This window comes from Kineosporia sp. NBRC 101731 (assembly GCF_030269305.1).
Lineage (GTDB): Bacteria > Actinomycetota > Actinomycetes > Actinomycetales > Kineosporiaceae > Kineosporia.
The window spans coordinates 15906-36181 of the sequence record NZ_BSTC01000029.1 but is presented as its reverse complement, the minus strand read 5'-3'; the positions used below and the strand labels follow the sequence as shown (position 1 = coordinate 36181).

Below are 20276 nucleotides of genomic sequence, written 5' to 3'. Positions count from 1 at the left end.
ATCTCGCGGGTGCTTCCTTGATCCTCGGGCTGATATTCCGTCGCAAGAACATCATCCCAGGTCAGCGGGCACCCGCGGCCTATTTTGCGGTGACATCACTCATGCTGGCCGGTGGATCCGGGCTCAGCACGGAGAGCAGTGGCCAATTTCGAAATTTTGCCGAACGCCTACTATTGAAAATGCCAGAGAAAGAAAACATTCACGGAATGGATGGGCTGTGCGTGTCTCTGTCGTAAGGGACTTCGGTGCGCTGACGCGCACTGCTCGGCGGGCCCGGGGAATGACCCAAGCCGATCTTGCTGATCGTATGGGCATCAGCCGCGAATGGGCGGTACGCCCCTTGCCTGACGCTGGAACGGCTGCCCCGAAGACGCCCAGGAAGCCGAGAGCCAAGACGAGGGCCACCTCGAGAACGACAGTCGCCGCCAGCACGGCGGACGCCGAAAAGGCAGCCCCTGCTAACCGCTCCGCACGTTCTACGGCCTCGCCCACCGCTGACCCGTTCGCGTCGCTGTTCGCACAGAGAACAGGCCGATACCAATGAAGAGTTCCCAGCGCCTGCGTGTATTCCTCGACGGTGTACCCATCGGCGAGGCGCGGCAGACACCCCAGGGAGCCCTGACGTTCGTCTACGACGAGGACTACCAGGCAGACCCGCACGCGACGCCACTTTCGCTGTCCATGCCTCTGCGCGAAGGCAGACATGCAAACAAGGCCGTTCTCGCCTACCTGGACAATCTTCTCCCGGACTCAGATGCAGCCCGCCAACGATGGGGCCAGCAGTACGGAGCGAACCCCAGAAACCCCTTCTCGCTCTTGCGACACGTCGGTCGTGACGCCGCCGGCGCCGTGCAAATCCTGCCCGAGGTAGACGCACCCGACACCACCGAACGGACGGGCGACATCGAATGGCTCACCGATGACGATCTCGCCACGCTGGTGAATGAACTCGCCGCGCACGGCGGGGCGTGGGATCCCGGCCGGTTCGGCGGCCGGTGGAGCCTGGCGGGCGCGCAACCGAAAATTGCGCTGTTCCAAGACCCTGAGACCAGTGGATGGGGTATTCCCCGCGACTCGACTCCCACCACATGCATCGTCAAGCCCGCACTGGGCGCCTTCAAGCGTCACCACATCAATGAGGCTCTGTGTCAGCGAACTGCTCAACAGGCCGGGCTTCTCGCTGCCGATGTGGACCTGTTCGAGCTTGCCGACGTCCGTGCCATCATCTCGCACCGCTATGACCGCGGGCAGGACAGCAACGGCCGGTGGCATCGGGTCCACCAGGAGGATCTTTGCCAGGCCCTGGCCGTCCCGCCCAGCCTCAAGTACCAGAATGACGGCGGTCCCGGCGTAGCCGCCGTCGGCAGACTGTTCCAGCGACTCCAGATCGACGACCGGACCGCGTCGGTCAAGCGCTTCTTCCAGGGCCTCGCCCTCAATGTCCTCATCGGCGGTACTGACGCCCACGCCAAGAATTACTCGCTCATGCTTATCGGCGGCCACGCTCAGGTCAGCCCGCTCTACGATGTCGCCTCAGCAGCCTGCTACCCACAGTACGACCGTCTGAAGTCTGCGATGAAGATCGGCGAGCACTGGACGTTCCTGGACGTCGGCAACGCCGACTGGGAGAAAGTGGCCAAACAACTCGGCCTGCCTGGCGAACAGGCCATCGCGTGGGTCGAGGAATTACGCGAGGAACTACCGGAAGCCTTGGAACGGGCGGCTGCGTCGCTACCCGCCGACGTGCGAACCGAAGCAACCACGATGGCTGAACGCATCGCCGATCATGTCGCTGGGTCCTGGCGCCCCGACCAGAGGGACACCCGCACAACCTCGTCCCGCCCCTGGGCCTGAACATGACTGAGCCGGCGCTGTCAGATGCGCCGGCCGTCCGTTCACCTCCGGATTACCTCGATCGCGAGGCTGCCCATGGTCAGGGCCAAGCCCTTCCGTTCATCTCCACGCTGACCTCAGACGACGCGACCGATTCGCCAGCACGACGAGCAGGATCACCAGCACCACGGTCACCCCTACCGCCGCAACACCCGACACCACCGCCAGGATCCCCGAGAGTTTGACGATGAAGGTCTCCGTGTCGGCCCAGATGAACGTGAAGGCCGAGGAATCGCTGGTGTCACCGAACGCCGGGATGCAGAAGTAGGCCCCGGCCACGGCCAGGAGCTGGGCAGCCGCCAGGATCTCGACCAGAGCGGCCATCGTCCTGGACATCTCGGCCGGACCACCCCGCGGGCGCAGTGATGCCAGGGCCGCCCCCTGGGTGGCCACCGCGACCCCCATGACCGGCAGCAGGGCCGGGATGAGGAAGAAGGCCCACCACCCCTTCATCACCGAGAGGACCGCCAGCACCACGGTCATCAGCAGGATGACGGCAATCAGCGCGCCCCAGTGACTGAGGTATCCGACGGCCAGCGTGCTGCGCGACGGCTCGGTGGGCCCGGAAGGAAAGGGCGGGGGCTGCTGGGACTGCTGAGGCTGCACGGGGATCTCCAGGTTCTGGTTCATGGCCACGCTCGGACTGCGACAGACGGACAACAACGGAGCGCGGATGGGGACGCGCTGACCTCTTGAGGTGTTGCACGGCCCGCCGGCGCGGGCGCTGGGTGTTTGCTCGGCATCCTGACAACTTCCTCAAACCTCTTGGCCAGGCTGGATCAGTCGTCCGGGACGCTCCCGGGCGGCCATGATCCCGAGAGGTGGTTCCCCATGCGCAGGAACGTCCGGCCCGGCCCGGCCGCCGTGCTGATCGCGATCGGCCTGACCCTGACGGCCTGTTCATCCTCGTCCGGTGCCGCGGCACCCACCGCCCAGAACGCCGGCAAGCCCAGCGTGGCCTCGCTGGTGAAGAAGAACACCGCGGCCGGGCCGACCAGCACGGCCGAGCGCCCGCGCGAACGCATCGACATGACCGAGCAGGAGTCCGAGGCGCTGTTGAAGCCCTACCAGGACTGCATGTTCGAGCACGGGGTGGACATTCGATCGTCGCGAGAACAGCGGACGGCCAAGGAGCAGGCCTCGGGCGGGATGTCCGCCGCCACGTCGAAGGACGACGCTCGGTGGACGGCGGCGGAGAGCGCATGCTCGCAGTTCTACCCGTTGCCGGCCTGGGAGAAGGACCCGGCCAACCCGGAGGCCCGGGACTTCGCGCGCGCCGTCGTGGTCTGCCTGAAGAACAAGGGCGTGCGGTTGGTGGAGGTCTCCTCGGACGGTATGAGCTATGCCTTCGGCGGTGAGGACAACGATGCGCGGTCGATCTCGCTGGGTCTGGAGAAGGCCCCGGAGTGCGAGCGGGAGGTGGCCGCGGACATGAAGTAATCAGCAGAGGACGACGTTGCGGCGGCCGGGTTCTCCCGGCCGCCGCTTGTGCTGTGGTGGCGAACGATCAGACCGAGGCCAGGGCCTCGGTCGGGGTCAGCCGGGATGCCCGCACCGACGGGTACACACCGGCCAGGACGCCCACGGCCACCGCCCCGGCCACTCCGGACACGGCCGCCGCGGCGGGGATCACCACCGGCCAGCCGTTCCAGGCGGCGTACCCGGCCGTGGCCAGAGCCCCCAGGCCGGTGCCGATCAGGCCACCCAACCCGGCCAGCAACACCGACTCGGTGAGGAACTGGGCGCGAATCTGACCCCGGGTGGCACCCAGCGCCCGGCGCAGGCCGATCTCGGAGCGGCGCTCCAGCACCGAGATCACCATGGTGTTGGCCACGCCGATCCCGCCGACCACCAGCGCAACCGCGGCCAGGCCGAGGAAGAGCACGGAGAAGCTCGCTTCGGTGGCCCGTTTGGCCGCGAGCGCGTCCGAGGGACGGCTGACGACGACGTCGCCCGGTCGTTCGGGATCGATCGTGGTCGCCAGCACCGAACGGACGCCTTCCAGTTGCGGTTCGTGGCTGCGCACGTAGATCACGGTCGGATGCCCGTCGAAGGTCAGGGCCTCGAGGGCGACCTCCCAGCCGACCAGGGCCGCGTAGTCGAGATCGGGCGCCAGCGGCACCGGCTGGAGAATGCCGACGACGGTGAACTGCTGCTCCCCGATCATCACCAGCGGGGCCGGTGCGCCCGTACCGATCGTGACGCCCAGGCGGGTCGCGGCCTTGGCGCCCAGGACGGTGGCTGGGAGGCGGGCGTTGGTCGGGGTGAGCCAGTGCCCGGCCGAGATCCGCGCCCCCAGGGTCTGGAGCAGTCCGGGCCGGGCTGCGAGCACGGTCAGGTCCGGGTTGGCTCCCGGCGCGACCCGGTCGTTGCGGCGCAGCGGTGTATGGGTGTTCGCGACCGCGCTGACCCCGGTGACGGGGCCGATGCGTTCCACCATCGCCATGGCCGATCCCGGCAGCTGGGCCGGTGGTTCCTGGTCCTGAACGGCGCTGGCCTGCAGCAGATTCGTGCCCATCGCGGAAAGCTGCCGGGACAGGTCGGCCTGGCTGGAGGCGGGGATACCGGTCACGACGATCATGGTGGCGATCCCGATCGCGATACCCAGCGCCGAGAGCGCGGCCCGGGCCTTGCGGGTGCGCAGCCCGATCGCGCCCAGCGCGAGCACGTCGCGCGGTGTCAGCCGGTTCATGCTGCCTGCCTGCTGTCGTGGACCAGGCGGCCGTCGCGGATCTCGACGCGGCGCGGCAGGGACGCGGCGATCTCCCGGTCGTGGGTGATCAGCGCGATGGTCGTGCCTTCGTCGTTGAGCCGGCGCAGCAGGTCCAGCACGGCCTGCCCGTTCGCGGTGTCCAGGGCGCCGGTCGGCTCGTCCGCGAGCACCAGGGAGGGCTCGTTGGCCAGCGCCCGGGCGATCGCGACGCGCTGGCGCTCACCGCCGGAGAGCTGGTGCGGCCGGTGACCGGATCGGTGGCCCAGGCCGACGCGGTCCAGAGCTTGCAGGGCCAGAGGACGCCGGTGGCGGCGGGGCACGCCGGCGTACAGGAGGCCGGTGGCCACGTTGTCGACGGCGCTGAGGCCCTCGGTGAGGTGGAACTGCTGGAAGACGAAGCCGAGCTCGCGGGCACGCAGGGCCGAGAGTGGACGGTCGGCCAGGCGCGCGACGTCCTGACCGGAGATCAGCACCTGGCCCCGGGTCGGCCGGTCGAGGGTGCCCATGATGTTCAGCAACGTGGACTTGCCCGAGCCGGAGGGACCGACGATGGCCAGCAGTTCGCCGGCCTCGACCGTGAGCCAGACCCCGGCCAGGGCGCTGACTCCTCCGGGGTAGTCCATCCCGGCGTCGCGAACTTCGAGCACCGGAACCGGCTCGACGCTCACGGTACTCATGAGGCCACCACCACGGACGTGCCCGTGTCCAGGCCGTCACCGGTGATCTCGACCAGCCCGTCGGAGAACATCCCGGTCTCGACCGCGACCAGCCCGCCACCGTCGGCCAGCTCCACCGCATAACCGCCTTCGCTCAGAGAGACCAGCGCCTCGATCGGGGCCACCAGCACGTCCTTCACCGTGCGGGCGACGAACTCGACGTCGACGTCGGCGGCGTCGATCCGGGCCAGGGCCTTGCGCTGGTTCACCTCCACGGTGACGGCCAGCTGCTGTTCCTCCTGGCCGTCAGCACTCGCCAGGGAGCGGCCGACCGTCGTGACCCGGCCCCGCACGCTGCGGTTGTCCGGCAGCGTGATCCGGACTCGGTCGCCGCGGTCGATGGCGCCGGCCTTGGCCAGCGAGGCCATCACGGTGATCACCTTGCGCGTGGAGGTGACCGAGAGCACCGCCTGGTCGGCGGCCGCCCCGGTCTGCGACAGCACTGACTCCACCCGCAGCGGCCCCTGCCGCACCTCTACCTGGCCGATGTCGATCCGGCCGGTGACCGGACGGTGGGTGTCCTTCTGCCAGTGCCGGATCGCCGTGACGAGCTGCGGGGTCAGTACTCCCTCACCGCTGCGGACGGTGACCGTGCGCGTGCGCAAGGACTGGCCCGATGTCCCGGTGTCCCCCTGATCCGAGTCGAGCGTCCCCGCACCCTGGCCATCGGCGTCCTCACGTTCGGCGCCCTGCTGGACCGAAGCGGCCCCTTGCCCGACCGCGTCCCCCTGTTTGACTGCGTCCCCCTGTTTGACCGCGTCCCCCTGTTTGACCGCGTCCCCTTGATCGCCGGCGTCCCCTGCCGCGTCGTCGGAAACTGTCGCGGTCCGCTGGACCACCTGCTGCCCCGCCACCGGCTGCTGCCCGACGGTGTAGCCCAGCGCGGCCAGGTTGTCGGCCACCACCTTCACGTCCCGCCCCACCAGGTGATCACCGGAGATCCGCCGGTACAGCGGCAGGCTCCCGTAGAACAGCGTCACCGGTTCGTCGTCGACCCGGTACAGCTGTCGGCCCTGCCGGATCGTCGAGCCCGGCTGTGGCAGCCAGGTGAGGGTTCCGGATCGCCGCCCGGTCAGCTCCCAGGCCGGGCCGTAGCCGACCTTGCCGCCGATGACCTGGCTGCTCGAGAGGTCACGACGCTCCAACGTCACCGTCTGGGCCGGATCGGTCGCCGCAGCGGCGGGTGCGGAGGGCCGGTGGCTGACCACCAGGTACCCACCGGCACAGACCAGGATCACCGAAAGAACGGACATAAGGCCCCACATCCCGTAACGGCCTCCTGGCCGCGGGTGATCGGGGTCGACGGACTTCACACGCATGAGGAACGACATTGGACGGAAGTCGTTAGAAACCTGTCAGGTTCGGGTCACGATCCCGGATCCGGAGCGAAAGGCATTTAACATCGGCCAGATGTGCGCACATGTCCTGGTGGCCGAGGACGACCACCGGCAGGCCGAGGTACTCCGGCGGTACCTGGCCTCGGAGGGGCACTCCACGACGCTGGTACACGATGGGATCAGTGCGCTGGATCAGGCCCGCCGGGCGGCGCCCGACGTGCTGGTGCTGGACGTGATGATGCCTGGACTGGACGGCCTGGCGGTCTGCCGGGCCCTGCGGGCCGAGTCGGACGTGCCGATCCTGATGCTGACGGCCCGCTCGAGCGAGGACGATCTGTTGGCCGGACTGGATCTGGGGGCGGACGACTACCTGACCAAGCCTTATAGTCCGCGGGAACTGATGGCCCGCATCCGCACACTGCTGCGGCGCACAGCCGCAGCCCGTCGTAGCGACCCCGCACCGGTGCACCGGATCGGGCGGCTCCAGGTCGAGGAGGCCCGTCACCGGGTGGCCCTGGATGACCAGGAGATTGACTGCACGCCTGGGGAGTTCGCGATCCTGGCGGCAATGGCGGCCCAGCCCGGGCGCGTCTTCACCCGGGCCCAGCTGCTCGTGCACACCCGCGGGCTGGACCGCAGCTCGACCGAGCGCACCATCGACGTGCACGTGATGAACCTGCGCCGCAAGATCGAGAGCGACGCCCGGCGGCCGGAGTACCTGCTGACGGTCTACGGCGTCGGCTACCGGATGACCGGCGACAAGAGCGACGGTATGACGGCCACCATGACGGGGCTCGCTCCGTGAGCCGGGTCCCGCTGCGGCACCGCCTGGTGACACGTCTGCTGGCCACGTCGATCGTGGTCGCCGTCCTGGCCGTCGCGGCCACCGCCTGGCTGGCCACCCGCACCGTGTCCCAGGCGATCCGGCAGGAGCAGGGGCGCTCGCTGAGCGACGAGAAGGCGCTCTACGACGCCCTGATCGGGTACGCGGCCACGCACCGTGACTGGAGCGGCGTCGGTGCGCTGCTCACCGAGCAGTCCGCGACCCTGAGCCGCCGGGTCACGCTGACCACCGAGGACCGGCAGGTGATCGCCGACTCCAGCTCCACCCCCGGTCCTTCTCTCGCCACCGCCCAACCGTCCGCGACCGTCGATCCGCTGCGCCTGGACGCCACCCTGACCGGCAGCACCGAGAGCATCGATCCGCGCGCCGTCGGCCCCTTCCGGATCACCCCGGCCCAGGCCAGCTCACTGCGCACGTACGCGCAGGACCAGCTGGCCTGCGCCGAACGCAGCGGGGCACAGGGCAAGATCACCACGGCGCCCAGCGGCCGTCCCGTCGTCACGGTCAACGGCTACGAGAGCGTGCTCACCGCCTGCCAGCAGCAGATCACCAGCCCACTGGTGAAGACCGAACGCCAGGCGCTGGGCCAGCTGACGCAGCTGGCCGGCCGGTGCGTGCCGGATCCCCGCAAGACTCTCGCCTCGGCGCCGGCGGACCTGGGGTCGGGATCCCTGGCCGAGCAGCTGCAGACCTGGGTCGGCATCAACGGTGACGCCGCGGCGCTCCGCTGCCTGGCCCGGGCCCGCCGCACCCAGCTGGAGCCGTACACGGCACCGGCCGCACTGCTGTTCGTCACCGATCCGGACACCGGCCTGAACCGGCCGACCTTCACCCTCTCCCGCGCCAACGTCATCCGGATCGCCACCGTCACCGGGCTCGTGCTGCTGGTGACGATCGCTGTCACCGTGCTGGTCGGCCGTCGGCTGGTGCGGCCGCTGCGGGCGCTGACCGAGGCGGCCGCCGCCCAGGAACCCGTCACCATCTCCACCCGCGACGAGATCGGCTACCTGGCCACCGCTCTGAACCAGGCCACGCAGCGCCGAGACCAGGCCGAGGCACAACGCCGGGCGATGGTCGGCGACGTCGCCCACGAGCTGCGCAACCCGCTGACCAATATCCGCAGCTGGCTGGAATCCGCCCAGGACGGCCTGACCAGCACCGACCGGCAACTGGTCGACCTGCTGCACGACGAGACCCTGCTGCTGCAGCACATCATCGACGACCTGGCCGATCTGGCCGCGGCCGACGCGGGCACCCTGCGCCTGCACCCCGAACCGACCGACCCCCAGGACGTCCTGGACCAGGTGCTGGACGCCCACCTGAGCGCGGCCGAGAATGCCGGGGTTGTCCTGGCCGTCGATGCCCGGACGACCCCCCCGCTGAGCGCCGACCCGGTGCGACTGCGTCAGCTCGTCGGCAATCTGGTGTCGAACGCGATCCGCCACACCCCCGCCGGTGGCTCGGTGACGCTGAGCGCCCGGGCCGAGCCCGGCGTCGTGATCCTCACCGTGCGGGACACCGGCACCGGCATCGCGCCGGAGCACCTGCCGAAGGTGTTCGACCGGTTCTGGCGGGCCGACACCTCCCGCACCCGGGCCACCGGCGGCAGCGGGCTGGGCCTGGCCATCGCCCGGCAGATCACCCAGGCCCACGGGGGCACGATCACCGTGGACAGCACGCTGGATGCAGGAACCACGTTCACCGTCCGGCTGCCCGGGCAAGACCCCCGGTCCTGAGCGTGCGAACCGACATCTCCTGGTCTACAGCGCACAGCAGGGGACTCATCCGCGGTCGCCGGTACCGGTGCTCGTGGGGGCCGAGGTATTCCGGTCACCTCCGGGAGGAGACGAATCCCAGCCCTGTGCGGCCTGTGCCAGGCTGCGGTGAGCTGCTCGGACAACGGCGTCGGGAGTGATACCGAATTCCTGGTAGAGCCTTGCGGCGTCGGCCGAGGCACCGAAGTGCTCGAGGCTGACGATCTGCCCTGCGTCTCCGACGATATCGCGCCAACCCTGTCCCACCGCGGCCTCGACGCTGACACGGGCCCGTACGGAGGGCGGCAGGACCAGATCTCGATAGGCCTGCGGTTCAGTCTCGAACCATTCTCGGCACGGCATGGACACCACCCGGGTGGCGATCCCGTCAGCTTGCAGAATCTCCCGGGCCCGGACCGCGATCTGGAGCTCTGAGCCGGTAGCAATCAAGACGACTGCCGGATAAATGTTTTCAGCGTCGACCCGGGCCTCGGCCAGTACGTATCCACCGCGGGCCACGCCTTCGGCGGACCCGAACTCGCCACCGGTACGGTCGAAGACCGGAAGATTCTGTCGTGACAGCACGAGACCAGCGGGGCGGTCGATGTGTTCGAGGATGGTGCGCCAGGCCCAGACGGTCTCGTTGGCGTCCCGGAGCCTGACCACATCGAGCCCGGGAATGGCCCGCAGGGCGGCCAGGTGCTCGACCGGCTGGTGAGTGGGACCGTCCTCGCCCAAGCCGATCGAGTCGTGCGTCCACACGTAGGTGACGGGCAGTTTCATCATCGCGGCGAGGCGGATCGCCGGGCGGAGGTAATCGCTGAACGTCAGAAAGGTGCCGCCGTAGGGACGGGTGAGGCTCTGCAGGGCGATGCCGTTCATCGCCGCGCCCATCGTGTGTTCCCGGACACCGAAGTGCAGAGTGCGCCCATATGGACCACCCGTCCAGTTGCGCGTCTGGTGACCGGCCGGGACGAACGAATCCTCACCCGTCATCGTCGTATTGTTGGACTCGGCGAGATCAGCCGAACCGCCCCACAGTTCGGGTAGCACCGGAGCCAGGGCGCTCAGGACAGCCCCCGACGCCTTGCGCGTGGCCATGCCCGTGGCATCGGTATCGAAGACGGGTAGAGCCTCGGTCCATCCGTGGGGAAACTCCTGGCGGCTGAGCCGGTCGAGCAACGCGGCTCTGTCCGGGTTCACCGTGCGCCAGCTGTCGTAGATCTCCTGCCATTCCTGGTGCCGGCGGGCACCCAGTTCGCCGACCGCGCGAGCTCGCTCCAGCACGACGTCCTCGATCTGGAACGAATGCTCCGGATCGAATCCCAGAAACTTCTTGGTGGCTCGGGTCTCGTCCTGACCCAGCGCAGCACCATGAGCTTTCCCGCTGCCGCGCAGATGCGGAGCCGGCCAGCCGATGATCGTGCGCAGCCGGATGAACGACGGGCGGCGGGTCTCCTCCCGAGCCACCTCGATGGCAGCCAGTAAAGCATCGACATCTTCGACGTAGTCGCCGGTTACGGTCCAGTCAACGGTCTGGACATGCCAGCCGTAGGCCTCGTAGCGCCGGGCCACGTCCTCGCTGAAGGAGATGTCGGTGTCATCCTCGATGGAGATGTGGTTCTGGTCGTAGATCACCACAAGATTGCCGAGCTCTTGGTGTCCAGCGAGCGAGCTGGCCTCGGCCGTGAGACCTTCCATCAGGTCGCCGTCGGAGGCCAGGACGAACACATGGTGGTCGAACGGGCTCTGTCCGGCCGGTGCTTCCGGGTCAAGGAGACCGCGTTCGCGCCGGGCCGCCATGGCCATACCGACCGCACTGGCCAGTCCTTGTCCGAGGGGTCCCGTCGTGATCTCGACGCCCCGGGTGTGGCGGTGTTCCGGATGGCCAGGTGTCGCCGAACCCCAGGTGCGGTAGGCCTTGATGTCGTCCAGTTCCAGTCCGTACCCGGACAGGTACAGCTGCAGGTACAGAGTGAGACTGGTGTGACCGCAAGAAAGAACGAAGCGGTCGCGACCGAGCCACTGGTCGTCGGCGGGGTCGTGCCGCATGACGTTCTGGAACAGGAGGTAGGCCACTGGAGCCAGACTCATTGCCGTTCCGGGATGGCCATTGCCGGCCTGCTGCACGGCATCCGCGGCGAGGACCCGGATGGTGTCGACAGCGCGCAGGTCCAGATCGTTCCACCCGGCTCGCTCGGCCCGGGTGAGAGAAGGTGCTGCGTACTCCTGTGAAACTGCCTTCTGGATCAAAGGACTCTCCTCTGCACGGACTCGGCCTCGCTGGTCTGGACGGCCCGGTGCTCGCGCTGGACCACCTCGGTCAGCTCAGCCCATGACGTCTCGAACTTCTCCAGCCCTTGGCGTTCCAACAGTGCGGTGACCTCGTCAAGATCGATCCCCTCGTCCTTCAGCTCCCGCATGAATCGGTGGGCGTCGACGTAGTGAGAGCGCACGGTGTCCCCGGCGATGAGGGCATGATCAGCCACCGCTTCCAAGGTGCTCGCCGGCATCGTGTTCACGGTGCCGGAAGCAACGAGATCAGTGACGTACATGGTGTCGCGATACTCGTGATTCTTGACACCGGTGGAGGCCCACAGCGGACGCTGCGGGTTCGCTCCCGCGGCCGACAACTCCTGCCAGCGGGCAGTGCCCAGGCTCTGCTCGAAGACTTCGAACGCCAGCCGGGCATTGGCGACAGCGGCTCTTCCGCGAAGGGCGGCGGCGCTGGCCGTGCCCAGGGCATCCAGGCGTGCATCGATCTCGGTGTCGACACGGGATACGAAAAACGATGCGACCGAGTGAATCGAGCCCAGATCGCGACCTGCCGCCCGGGCTTGCCCCAGCCCGTTCAGGTAGGCCTGAAACACCTCTTCATAACGGCTCAGGGCGAAGATCAGGGTCACGTTGACGCTGATGCCTTCACCGATGATCTGGGTGATGGCCGGCAAGCCCTCCGGTGTCGCCGGAATCTTGATCATCACGTTCGGGCGATCCACCGCCACGAAAAGGGCCCGGGCCATGTCGGTCGTCCTTGCGGTATCCCGCGCCAGACGAGGATCAACCTCGATGGACACCCTGCCGTCCACACCGTTGGTCCGGTCGTACACCGATCGCAGCTCGTCGCAGGCGTCCCGGACGTCGGACGTGGTGAGGTCGAAGAGCGCGCGGTCAGCGTCGTGCCCGTCGGCGGCACTACGGCGCAACTGGTCGTCATAGGCATGGCCACGGGATAGGGCACTGGCGAAAATCGTAGGATTGGTAGTCACTCCTACGACATGCCGGTCGTCTATCAATCGCCCTAGATCCCCTGTTCTCAGCAGCTCACGAGAAAGGTCGTCGAGCCAGACGGAAACACCGGCTCGTGAGAGATCGGCAAGCGGTTCCGAGGATCCAGGCTGGTCAACGGATTGCGCGGCCACTGTGCTCATGATCAAAAACCCGTCAGAGAAGATATCTTTCGGAGAGGTACCACCGGGGCCGGGGCGGTACTACGACCTGACCGAGGCTATCCGTTCTGCCGACCGGCGCCTGCGCAAGTGCGCACCGGGCCCTTCGTTCCTCGCAAATTCCTGCGACCGGTGACCCCGACGTAGCCACGCGCGGTCCTGGAACTGTCGCGTCGGGCGCCGAACACCAGACCGCGGCGTGGATCTACTGGTTCAGCACCTGGGGGTCAGCGAACCCGGGCCTCGCGCATCAGATGACTCATCCGGCCGAGCTGGTCGATCTCGATCTCGATCACGTCCCCGGCCCGTAGATACTTCCGAGAGTCCCCGGAACCGAGCGCGACGCCGGCGGGAGTGCCGGTATTGATGACGTCTCCAGCCTCCAGCACCATGAACTGGCTGATGTAGCGCACCAGTTCACCAACTCCGAAGATCATGTCGCCGGTACTGGCGCTCTGGCGCAGCTCTCCGTTCACCCACAGCCGCAGGGCCAGGGAATCGGGGCAGGGCACCTCGTCGGAGGTGACGAACCACGGCCCCATCGGGTTGAACGTCTCGCAGTTCTTTCCCTTGTCCCACTGGCCGCCGCGTTCGAGCTGGTAGGCGCGTTCGGTCACGTCGTGGGAGATCAGATATCCGGCAATGGCGCTCAGGCCGTCCTCAGCACTGTCCAGATAACGCACCTGTTTTCCGAGCACGATGCCGAGCTCGACCTCATAGTCGGTCTTCCGGCTGCCGGGTGGGACGAGAACCGGGTCGTTGGGGCCGATGACCGTGGAGGGCAGCTTGAGGAACAGGACGGGTTCGGCCGGCTCATCGGCTCCGGTCTCGCTCGCGTGGTCGCGATAGTTCAGGCCGACGCAGACAATCGCCCCGGGCCTGGGGATGGGAGAGCCCAGACGCAGGTCCGGGCCGGGTAGCGCGGGAGCCGCGCCGTGTTCCAGGGTGGTGCGGGCCCGTTCCAGGTCGCCGAAAGTCCATGCCTGGTATGGATTCAAGACATGCGAAAGGTCGTATCGGGTTCCATCGTCGCCCAGTGCGCCGACGCATTCGGCACCCGGTTCGCCCACGCGAATGAGTTTCATCAGAGGTCTCCTTTTCATGGCCGAAGATTTCATGGGCCGAAGGCCGGCCCGGTTCCCTCCCGGGAACCGGGCCCGTACGGTTTCAGTCCTGGGCGAGCAGGGCGGTCAGCAGGTTGGGGTCTTTCTGCGTCGAGTACGCGGCGTTGGTGACGAAGACCTTGCGCCCGACGACGGCGACCGAACTCGGGTTGGACAGGCCGTCCTTCTGGGTCAGGACGGTCCGGGCCTTCGTGGTGCGGCCCACCTTCTTCAGGTTGACCAGGACCACCTGGCTGGCCGGCTGGATCGCGGCCAGGAGCTGGTTGCCCCGGCCGGTGAAGGCGAAGTCGTCGATCCCGGCCAGGCCACTGGCCACGGTCTGGAACGAGCCCGTTTTCTTCCCGGTCAGCGGAGCGCGCAGGATCGTGCCCTGGTCCAGGTTCGTGACGTAGAGGTTCTGTCCGCGCACCTTGGCCCCGTTGACCCCCAGGTAGCTGACGGCCTTCAGGGACTTCCCACTGGCCAGGACCGTGGCGTCCCCACGGTGCGAGCCCCGGGTGGGGACGCTGTACACGGCTCCCTTGACCGGGTCGGTGACGTAGAGCGTGCCCGTCTTCCGGTTCATCGTCACGGCGTTCGGAGCACCCGTGGCCGGCAGGTCGGCGAACTTGGTCGGGGCCTTGCCCTCGGTGAAGGTCCAGATACCGGTCTCGGCCTTGGTGCCGGTGGCGTAGGCCACGTAGAACCGATCACCGTCCCGCACCAGCCCGGCGACGATGGAGAAGCCCAGCACCGGAGCGGCAGCCTTCGGGTCGGCCGGAGCCGGAAGGGTGGCCAGGACGGTGGTCCGGCCGCTGGCGGAGATCCGGGCGACCTGGTGGCTGAGCGCGAACGTGACGTCCACGCTGCCGTTCCGGTCGGGCGTGATGTTCTCCGGTGTCTGACCCGCTGCCAGGTCGAAGTGGGTCTTGACGGTGGCGTCCGACAGCGGCGCGGTGGCGGCCTGGGCGGTGCCCGCGAGCAGGACGACGGTCAGTGCACCGACGACGCCGACGGTGGCGGTACACCGGGACGTTCGAAGAAAGTGCGGGAGACGCTCGAACGAGTTGCTGGCGGTACTCATGGGTGGTGTGCTCCGTCGAAAGAGGCGGTCTACGAACAACCACCACTCTGCAACCTACGGAAACACCCAGGGAGATCCTGGGCATGCTGGTGCCGGAGTGCCACCTTCGGCCCTCGACGACGCGACCAGCGCCAGCTCACCGTGACTGTCCAGCGATCTGGTGGGTGCCCCCATCGGCCGGACTGCTCGCGGAACGCGTCAAGCATCATTTCAGGCGAACCGCTTTAGTACGAAGCAACTCCCGTTCGCGTTCGTTGCGGCACAGACGGGCGGCCTTGTCGAATTCATTCCTGGCCTCCTGGGTACGGCCGAGACGGGCCAGGAGCTCTCCCTGCACGCTGGGCAGCAGATGAGAACCCGCCAGCCGGCCTTCGGCGACCAGCCCTTCGACGATACTCAAGGCATTTTGCGGTCCGTAGGCCATGGAAACGGCGACCGCACGGTTGAGATCGACCACCGGCGACGGAGCGATCCGGCCGAGCGCCTCGTACAGCAGAACGATCCTCTTCCAGTCTGTTTCGCTGACCGACGCCGCAGCAGCATGAACCGAGGCGATGGCCGCCTGTAGCCCGTACGGCCCCAAACCACTTCCCCGGGAGGCCGCCTGAGCCAACGCGCCCCGACCTCGCGCGATCGCCGCATGATCCCAGCGGCGCCGGTCCTGGTCCTCGAGCAGTACCAGGGCACCGTCGGAACCGACCCGGGCCGGGAACCTGGCGGCGGTGAGTTCCATCAGAGCCAGCAACCCGTACACCTCCGGTTCGCCCGGCAGGAGCTGAGCGAGCACCCGGATCAGCCGCCGGGCCTCATCCGCCAGCTCGCTGCGGAGAAGCTCCTGGCCGGAGGTGGCGTTCGCTCCCTCGCCGAAGATCAGGTAAAGCACCTGAAGGACACCGCCCAGCCGCTCCCGGCGCTGCTCCGCCGGTGGCAACTCGAAGGGAACCCGCGCCGCCGCCAGGGTCTTCTTGGCCCGGGTAATCCGGGCCTGGACCGTGGGCACCGGGACCAGGAACGCCCGGGCGATCTCCTCGCTGGACAGACCCCCTACCACCCGCAGGGTCAGCCCCACCCGGGCCTCCGGGGACAACACCGGATGACACGCGATGAACAACAAGGCCAGGACGTCGTCCCCGATCGCGTCCGGATCCCACAACACATCGGGATCCTGGCTCTTCGGCGACGTTCCCCCGGCGGCGACTCCCCCGTCCTGCAACCCGTGAGCCAGAGCGGCGTACCGCTCATCCAGAGCGGAACGACGACGGAACGCATCGATAGCCCGTCGTCGCCCCACCGTGAACAGCCACCCCGCCGGGTTCGGCGGTACCCCATCACGCGGCCATCCCTGCAGAGCCTCGGCCAAGGCCTCCTGGGCAACGTCTTCCGCCAGCCCGAAGTCGTTCGTGTACCGCGCAAGCGCACCGACGATGCGGGCGGACTCGATCCGCCACACCGCCTCGACGGTGCGCCGCGCCGCCTCGACGGTGCGCCGCGCCGCCTCGACGGTGCGCCGCGCCGCCTCGTGAGGGTTCGCTGCGCCGTCGTCGACGTTCAGAGCTGGCCGGTCTCTTCGCGCCAGGCCCGCTCCCGGGCGACGTATTCGTTGTCCTGCGGGAACTCGCTGATCCCGGTGACCCGGCGGATCTCCGTCTTCGCGCCGGGAAACGCCGGCATCCGCCGCGCCCATTCCACCGCGTCGTGGACGGTGGGCACATCGATCAGGTAGAAGCCGCCGAACAGTTCCCGGGTCTCTCCGTACGGCCCGTCCGTGACCAGAGGAGGCGTCTGTGAGTAGTCGACCACGACGCTGACCTCGGGATCGAGCCCTTCGGCCGCGAGCAGGACCCCGGCCTTGATCAGCTGGTCGTTGAAGCGCCCGATCGTCTCGAGCATCTCCTCGAAGGGGACGGACGCCATGGCCGCGAACGTCTCGTCCGATGCCCGCATGACCAGCATGTACTTGCCCATGGCCAGATTCTCCCTTGCCGTTGCGAGGCCGCTTGCCGACCCCGCTCACCCTTGATTCGAACGGGCGCGCGCCGGATCGACATCCTCGCCAAGAATGATGTCAGCGAAATCATTGACCAGACGGCGAAGCACGCCGGGAACACAGACGATGAAGCCCAAGACGATCGTGTCGTTGTTTGAGCCCCAGCAGATCGCTGAGCTGGAGGAAGCTACAGGGCTGCCGGTCAGGTCGATGCCTCGCGGCTTGCGTGAACGCAGTCCACATCTGCGTATCGGCTGCTTCGTCGTGGCTCCCACCTCGTCGAACTTCGTCACCAAGCTCTCAACCGGCGTAGCGGACAACCAGGCGCTGACGCAGGTCAGCGAGACCCTGGGTACCAGCACCCCGATCGTGCTGTTCCCACGGGTGAATGCGGCCCACATCCGCCACCCGGCTCGGGAGGAGAAACATCGTCCAGCTGCGCCGTACCGACGTCCACCTCATCGAGGGCGCTTCTCGGCTATCGCCCTCAGCATGAGGCGGTCGACCACCCCGTCGTGCGCGTCAAAGACGATCGCTACCGGGGCGGTTACTTCGTGGAGGTGCAGCTACGCCGGAATCGAACTCACCCCGCCCGAGCTTCTCCCAGAACACTCGTGGAAGCGGAGGCACCTACTCACGAGCAAGATTAATCGGCACGTACCGCCCGCCTGCACCTTCCAGAGCGAATCCGTAGAAGCCCTCTTCATCTTCCACTGACGTGGTGACCTTTAACGTCCCCCCACCGTCCGCGTCACTCGTGACCATGATCGACGTGCGGTAGTCGATTGCGGTGACGACGGACGTCCCATCCGTGGGGCGTCCGTAGACATGGATCTGCGTCTGAGTGTTCGGCGGCAAGCCGCCGAAAGCAAAGCCGAGGGTGTCGCCCAGCCGGTTGGACCCCGACTGGGCGTCCGCGGACAGGTCGAATTCCCCACTCTCGTCCACGTGAAGGGGCACCAGGATCGGATCCTTGGCCGCGACCACCTCGATCGTGGCCTGACTCGAGGCCTGAGGCTGGACGGCTCGGATGACGTAGTCACCCAGCGGGTCACCGGCAAGTCGGCTGAACCCGAAGATGTACCCGAGCGAGTAGTGGTCAGGCTCACCGGCGGCCGGGACCTCCAGGCGATCGATCACCTGACCGTCAGGGTCCTGAATCTCGATGCTCAGGTCCTGCGTGGAGTCGATCCCCATGACGCAGATCGGCCAGGAGTCCGGCGTCTCGAGCCGCTCGTGCTCCCGGGCGACGGGATACGGCCTGACCACGAGCTCGTTCCAGGGCCCGGTCCCATCCTCACAGGGCGAACCCCCGCCCTGGAAATACTCAAGCTGGCTCGCCAGGTCGACAGGCTTCTCGTCATGGGCGCCCAGCACCCCACCGACCAGATCGACCTCGACGGGGGTGGTCGCCTCGGCCGCGGTGGTGGATTCGCTGCTGGTGGCTGTGGCCCCGGGACTGCCTGTCTGGCAACCGCCCGTCACCACGGCAACCAGGAGTGCGAGGACGGGCAGCATCGAGCGGCGACGTGGTGGGGACGACACCTGATCGACCAAGCTGCCTGAGTGGGCCCGGCTCCGGTTGCCAGCTGCCTTGTCCATAGCTCTCGGTACCCCCCGGTTCCAGAACGGTATCGACATACAACCGCAAAACGGTCGTCAAGGTGTTAGCTTCCCACCAGTTGATGCTTCCTTGGCACCGAGCAACGGGGACTTCATGCGCGACCCAGCCCTTCCACCCGACCGGGCGGGCGGGGCGCCAGCGGTGCGACCGGGCGGTGCTGCACGACGCTGGATCGCCGCAGCGCTCGCGGTGCTGACACCCGTGGGAGTGGTGCTGGGCCTGAGTGCGGATCTGCGGGACCACCTGTCCCTGGTGTCCGGCCTGTGGTCATCACACGGGGTTACCGAGATGAGCGGCCCTTACCGAGTCATCATGGCGGGCGTCCTGGTAGACGACTCGGCCATGGACGGCAGAGATGTCGGAGACCGGATGGAAGAGATCAACCAGTCGACCTTCGAACTCTTTGAGAAGCGTATGCGCAAGATCGATGTCGGGGTGGCGCGTGAGAAGGACTTCGAACCCCAGGAATGGAAGGGCGAGAGCGAGCGACGCCAGTACCTGACCCGGCTGCTGAATGTCTCGAACGCAGACCTGGCAGTCTCCATCCTGCTGAAGCCCGGACGACTGAGGACGACCATGAACGTGGAGTTCCTGGGCTCCTCCGACGGCGACGAGGCTACGGAACTGGCCGGCTTCAACAGCTTCGGCGACGAGACGCTCTCCGGCTTCTCCTCCCCCTCCACCGAGGCGCGGGTGGCGAAAGCGGTGCGCTCACGCTCCGAAAGTTACCTCACGCTGATGAGAGCGGTGAGTTCGTACGGGATCGGTGAGTACACCGACAGCATCGAACAGTTCACCAGATCGCAGAAGAACCTGACGACGGTGCAATTCCAGCGGTTTTCCCTGATGATGCTGGGCAACGCGACCGGGCGGGCAGGCGATGACGCCCAGGCCCGCGAGCGGGCCGCCCGGTTCTTCAGGAAGTCGCTGCGATTGGACCCGTCTTACGGCCGGGCGCGCCTAGGGCTGGCCGAGGTGCTCTTCCAGCAGGCTCTTCGGGAATCGGGCGACGAAGAGGCAAGATGCAGCGACTGGCCCCGGGCCCAGATGGATCAGATGTTCGCCGCTCGCCGAGCCTACGAAGAGGTCTTGGCCAGCGATGATCGCTACGGGATCCCTGGGGTCGAAACCCGGGCCAGGTACGGCATGGGCAGAGCAGACACCTGCCTGACGCTCGCAGGGGACGAGACTCGCCTAAAGCCGGCGATCGATCAGCTGGAGAAAGTGATCAGCGCCTACCGCGCCCAACCGGACCAGCAATGGCTTCAGGCCCTGGCCTCGGAAGCGCACGCCTGTATCGCCCTTTCGTACGTCCTGGGTCCGGTGGGACAGGTTCGGTGGAACTGGGCTGTGGACCACTACCGGCAGGCGCAGACCCTGGCTGTGGACCCCGGCCGTCTCAAGACGCTCAATACCCAGTTGCAGGACCTGCTGTCGCTGGCCCACCCGGCTCCCCCGGTGCTGGTCACGCCCCTTCAATGACAGGCGGAGCACGATGAATCCCGCCCGTGGGTGGCAACTTTGAGGGGGTGTCTCTATGATCCTTCCAAGCAACCGCGGTTGCGGTAGTAGGCGCGGCTATCTGGGGCGGCGAGACTGGCGAACGCCGACACGAACAGAGCGTTCTTCAACGCGTGGTTGCTGCCTCTCAGGGACGATGGCTCGCCATGAATCCTGAAGCGGCGGGTGATCGGGGCCGGACCGGCGTCGGCACGACAGCCCTGGCTGTCAAGGTCCGGTGGAACCAGGGCCCGCCGGTAACGAACCTATCG

General features: G+C 67.5%; 19 protein-coding genes. 7 read left to right on the top strand and 12 right to left on the bottom strand.

What is annotated here, in order from left to right:
• A partial coding sequence (locus QSK05_RS35920) for a hypothetical protein (protein ID WP_285601892.1) occupies window positions 1-236 on the top strand: 236 nt, incomplete at its 5' end.
• A gap of 304 nt (window positions 237-540) precedes the next feature.
• On the top strand, window positions 541-1854 hold the full coding sequence (locus QSK05_RS35915) for a type II toxin-antitoxin system HipA family toxin (protein WP_285601891.1): 1314 nt from the start codon (window positions 541-543) through the stop codon (window positions 1852-1854).
• A 99-nt stretch (window positions 1855-1953) separates the two neighbouring features.
• Here QSK05_RS35915 and QSK05_RS35910 read toward each other — a convergent pair whose 3' ends face one another.
• The gene (locus QSK05_RS35910; RefSeq protein WP_285601890.1) at window positions 1954-2529 is read right to left on the bottom strand and encodes a hypothetical protein; all 576 of its coding nucleotides are present in this window, start codon (window positions 2527-2529) and stop codon (window positions 1954-1956) included.
• Between the two features lie 195 nt (window positions 2530-2724).
• Here QSK05_RS35910 and QSK05_RS35905 point away from each other — a divergent pair, with 195 nt between their 5' ends.
• Window positions 2725-3333 carry a hypothetical protein gene (locus QSK05_RS35905; protein ID WP_285601889.1) on the top strand — a complete coding sequence of 203 codons (609 nt, stop codon included), beginning with the start codon at window positions 2725-2727 and terminating at the stop codon, window positions 3331-3333.
• A gap of 67 nt (window positions 3334-3400) precedes the next feature.
• On the opposite strand, the gene QSK05_RS35900 is transcribed toward QSK05_RS35905, so the two are convergent.
• From QSK05_RS35900 to QSK05_RS35890, 3 genes are read right to left on the bottom strand one after another with little or no spacing between them, the layout of a single operon-like run.
• On the bottom strand, window positions 3401-4585 hold the full coding sequence (locus QSK05_RS35900) for an ABC transporter permease (protein WP_285601888.1): 1185 nt from the start codon (window positions 4583-4585) through the stop codon (window positions 3401-3403).
• Entirely contained in the window at window positions 4582-5283 is a 702-nt protein-coding gene (locus tag QSK05_RS35895; protein ID WP_285601887.1) for an ABC transporter ATP-binding protein, read from the bottom strand. Before QSK05_RS35895 ends, QSK05_RS35900 begins: the two co-directional genes overlap by 4 nt.
• The gene (locus QSK05_RS35890) at window positions 5280-6575 is read right to left on the bottom strand and encodes an efflux RND transporter periplasmic adaptor subunit (RefSeq protein ID WP_285601886.1); all 1296 of its coding nucleotides are present in this window, start codon (window positions 6573-6575) and stop codon (window positions 5280-5282) included. The genes QSK05_RS35895 and QSK05_RS35890 overlap by 4 nt, the downstream gene beginning before the upstream one ends.
• Window positions 6576-6732: 157 nt before the next feature.
• Here QSK05_RS35890 and QSK05_RS35885 point away from each other — a divergent pair, with 157 nt between their 5' ends.
• Complete coding sequence (locus QSK05_RS35885; RefSeq protein ID WP_285601885.1) at window positions 6733-7464, top strand: response regulator; 732 nt, start codon at window positions 6733-6735, stop codon at window positions 7462-7464.
• Entirely contained in the window at window positions 7461-9239 is a 1779-nt protein-coding gene (locus tag QSK05_RS35880; RefSeq protein WP_285601884.1) for a sensor histidine kinase, read from the top strand. Before QSK05_RS35885 ends, QSK05_RS35880 begins: the two co-directional genes overlap by 4 nt.
• Before the next feature lie 45 nt (window positions 9240-9284).
• Here QSK05_RS35880 and tkt read toward each other — a convergent pair whose 3' ends face one another.
• From tkt to QSK05_RS35845, 7 genes are all read right to left on the bottom strand, one after another.
• A complete protein-coding gene (gene tkt, locus QSK05_RS35875) occupies window positions 9285-11510 on the bottom strand; it encodes a transketolase (protein WP_285601883.1) in 2226 nt (741 codons plus the stop codon).
• Entirely contained in the window at window positions 11507-12688 is a 1182-nt protein-coding gene (tal, locus tag QSK05_RS35870) for a transaldolase (protein WP_285601882.1), read from the bottom strand. The genes tkt and tal overlap by 4 nt, the downstream gene beginning before the upstream one ends.
• Window positions 12689-12933: 245 nt before the next feature.
• A complete protein-coding gene (locus tag QSK05_RS35865) occupies window positions 12934-13791 on the bottom strand; it encodes a fumarylacetoacetate hydrolase family protein (RefSeq protein WP_285601881.1) in 858 nt (285 codons plus the stop codon).
• An 82-nt stretch (window positions 13792-13873) separates the two neighbouring features.
• Window positions 13874-14893, bottom strand: coding sequence for a hypothetical protein (locus QSK05_RS35860; protein WP_285601880.1), 1020 nt, complete (start codon window positions 14891-14893; stop codon window positions 13874-13876).
• 205 nt (window positions 14894-15098) lie between these two features.
• Window positions 15099-16343, bottom strand: coding sequence for an RNA polymerase sigma factor (locus QSK05_RS35855; protein WP_285601879.1), 1245 nt, complete (start codon window positions 16341-16343; stop codon window positions 15099-15101).
• A 98-nt stretch (window positions 16344-16441) separates the two neighbouring features.
• Window positions 16442-16858, bottom strand: coding sequence for a YciI family protein (locus QSK05_RS35850; RefSeq protein WP_285601878.1), 417 nt, complete (start codon window positions 16856-16858; stop codon window positions 16442-16444).
• A gap of 45 nt (window positions 16859-16903) precedes the next feature.
• Window positions 16904-17173 (bottom strand): hypothetical protein, encoded by a 270-nt coding sequence (locus tag QSK05_RS35845; protein ID WP_285601877.1) that lies wholly within the window; start codon window positions 17171-17173, stop codon window positions 16904-16906.
• Here QSK05_RS35845 and QSK05_RS36585 point away from each other — a divergent pair.
• Window positions 17091-17597, top strand: coding sequence for a flavoprotein (locus QSK05_RS36585; protein WP_352303829.1), 507 nt, complete (start codon window positions 17091-17093; stop codon window positions 17595-17597). The genes QSK05_RS35845 and QSK05_RS36585 overlap by 83 nt on opposite strands.
• Here the strand turns inward: QSK05_RS36585 and QSK05_RS35840 are convergent.
• Window positions 17511-18425 (bottom strand): hypothetical protein, encoded by a 915-nt coding sequence (locus tag QSK05_RS35840; protein ID WP_285601876.1) that lies wholly within the window; start codon window positions 18423-18425, stop codon window positions 17511-17513. The two genes, QSK05_RS36585 and QSK05_RS35840, sit on opposite strands and share 87 nt — an antisense overlap.
• Before the next feature lie 280 nt (window positions 18426-18705).
• Here QSK05_RS35840 and QSK05_RS35835 point away from each other — a divergent pair, with 280 nt between their 5' ends.
• A complete protein-coding gene (locus QSK05_RS35835; RefSeq protein ID WP_285601875.1) occupies window positions 18706-19986 on the top strand; it encodes a tetratricopeptide repeat protein in 1281 nt (426 codons plus the stop codon).
• Window positions 19987-20276: the final 290 nt, after the last annotated feature.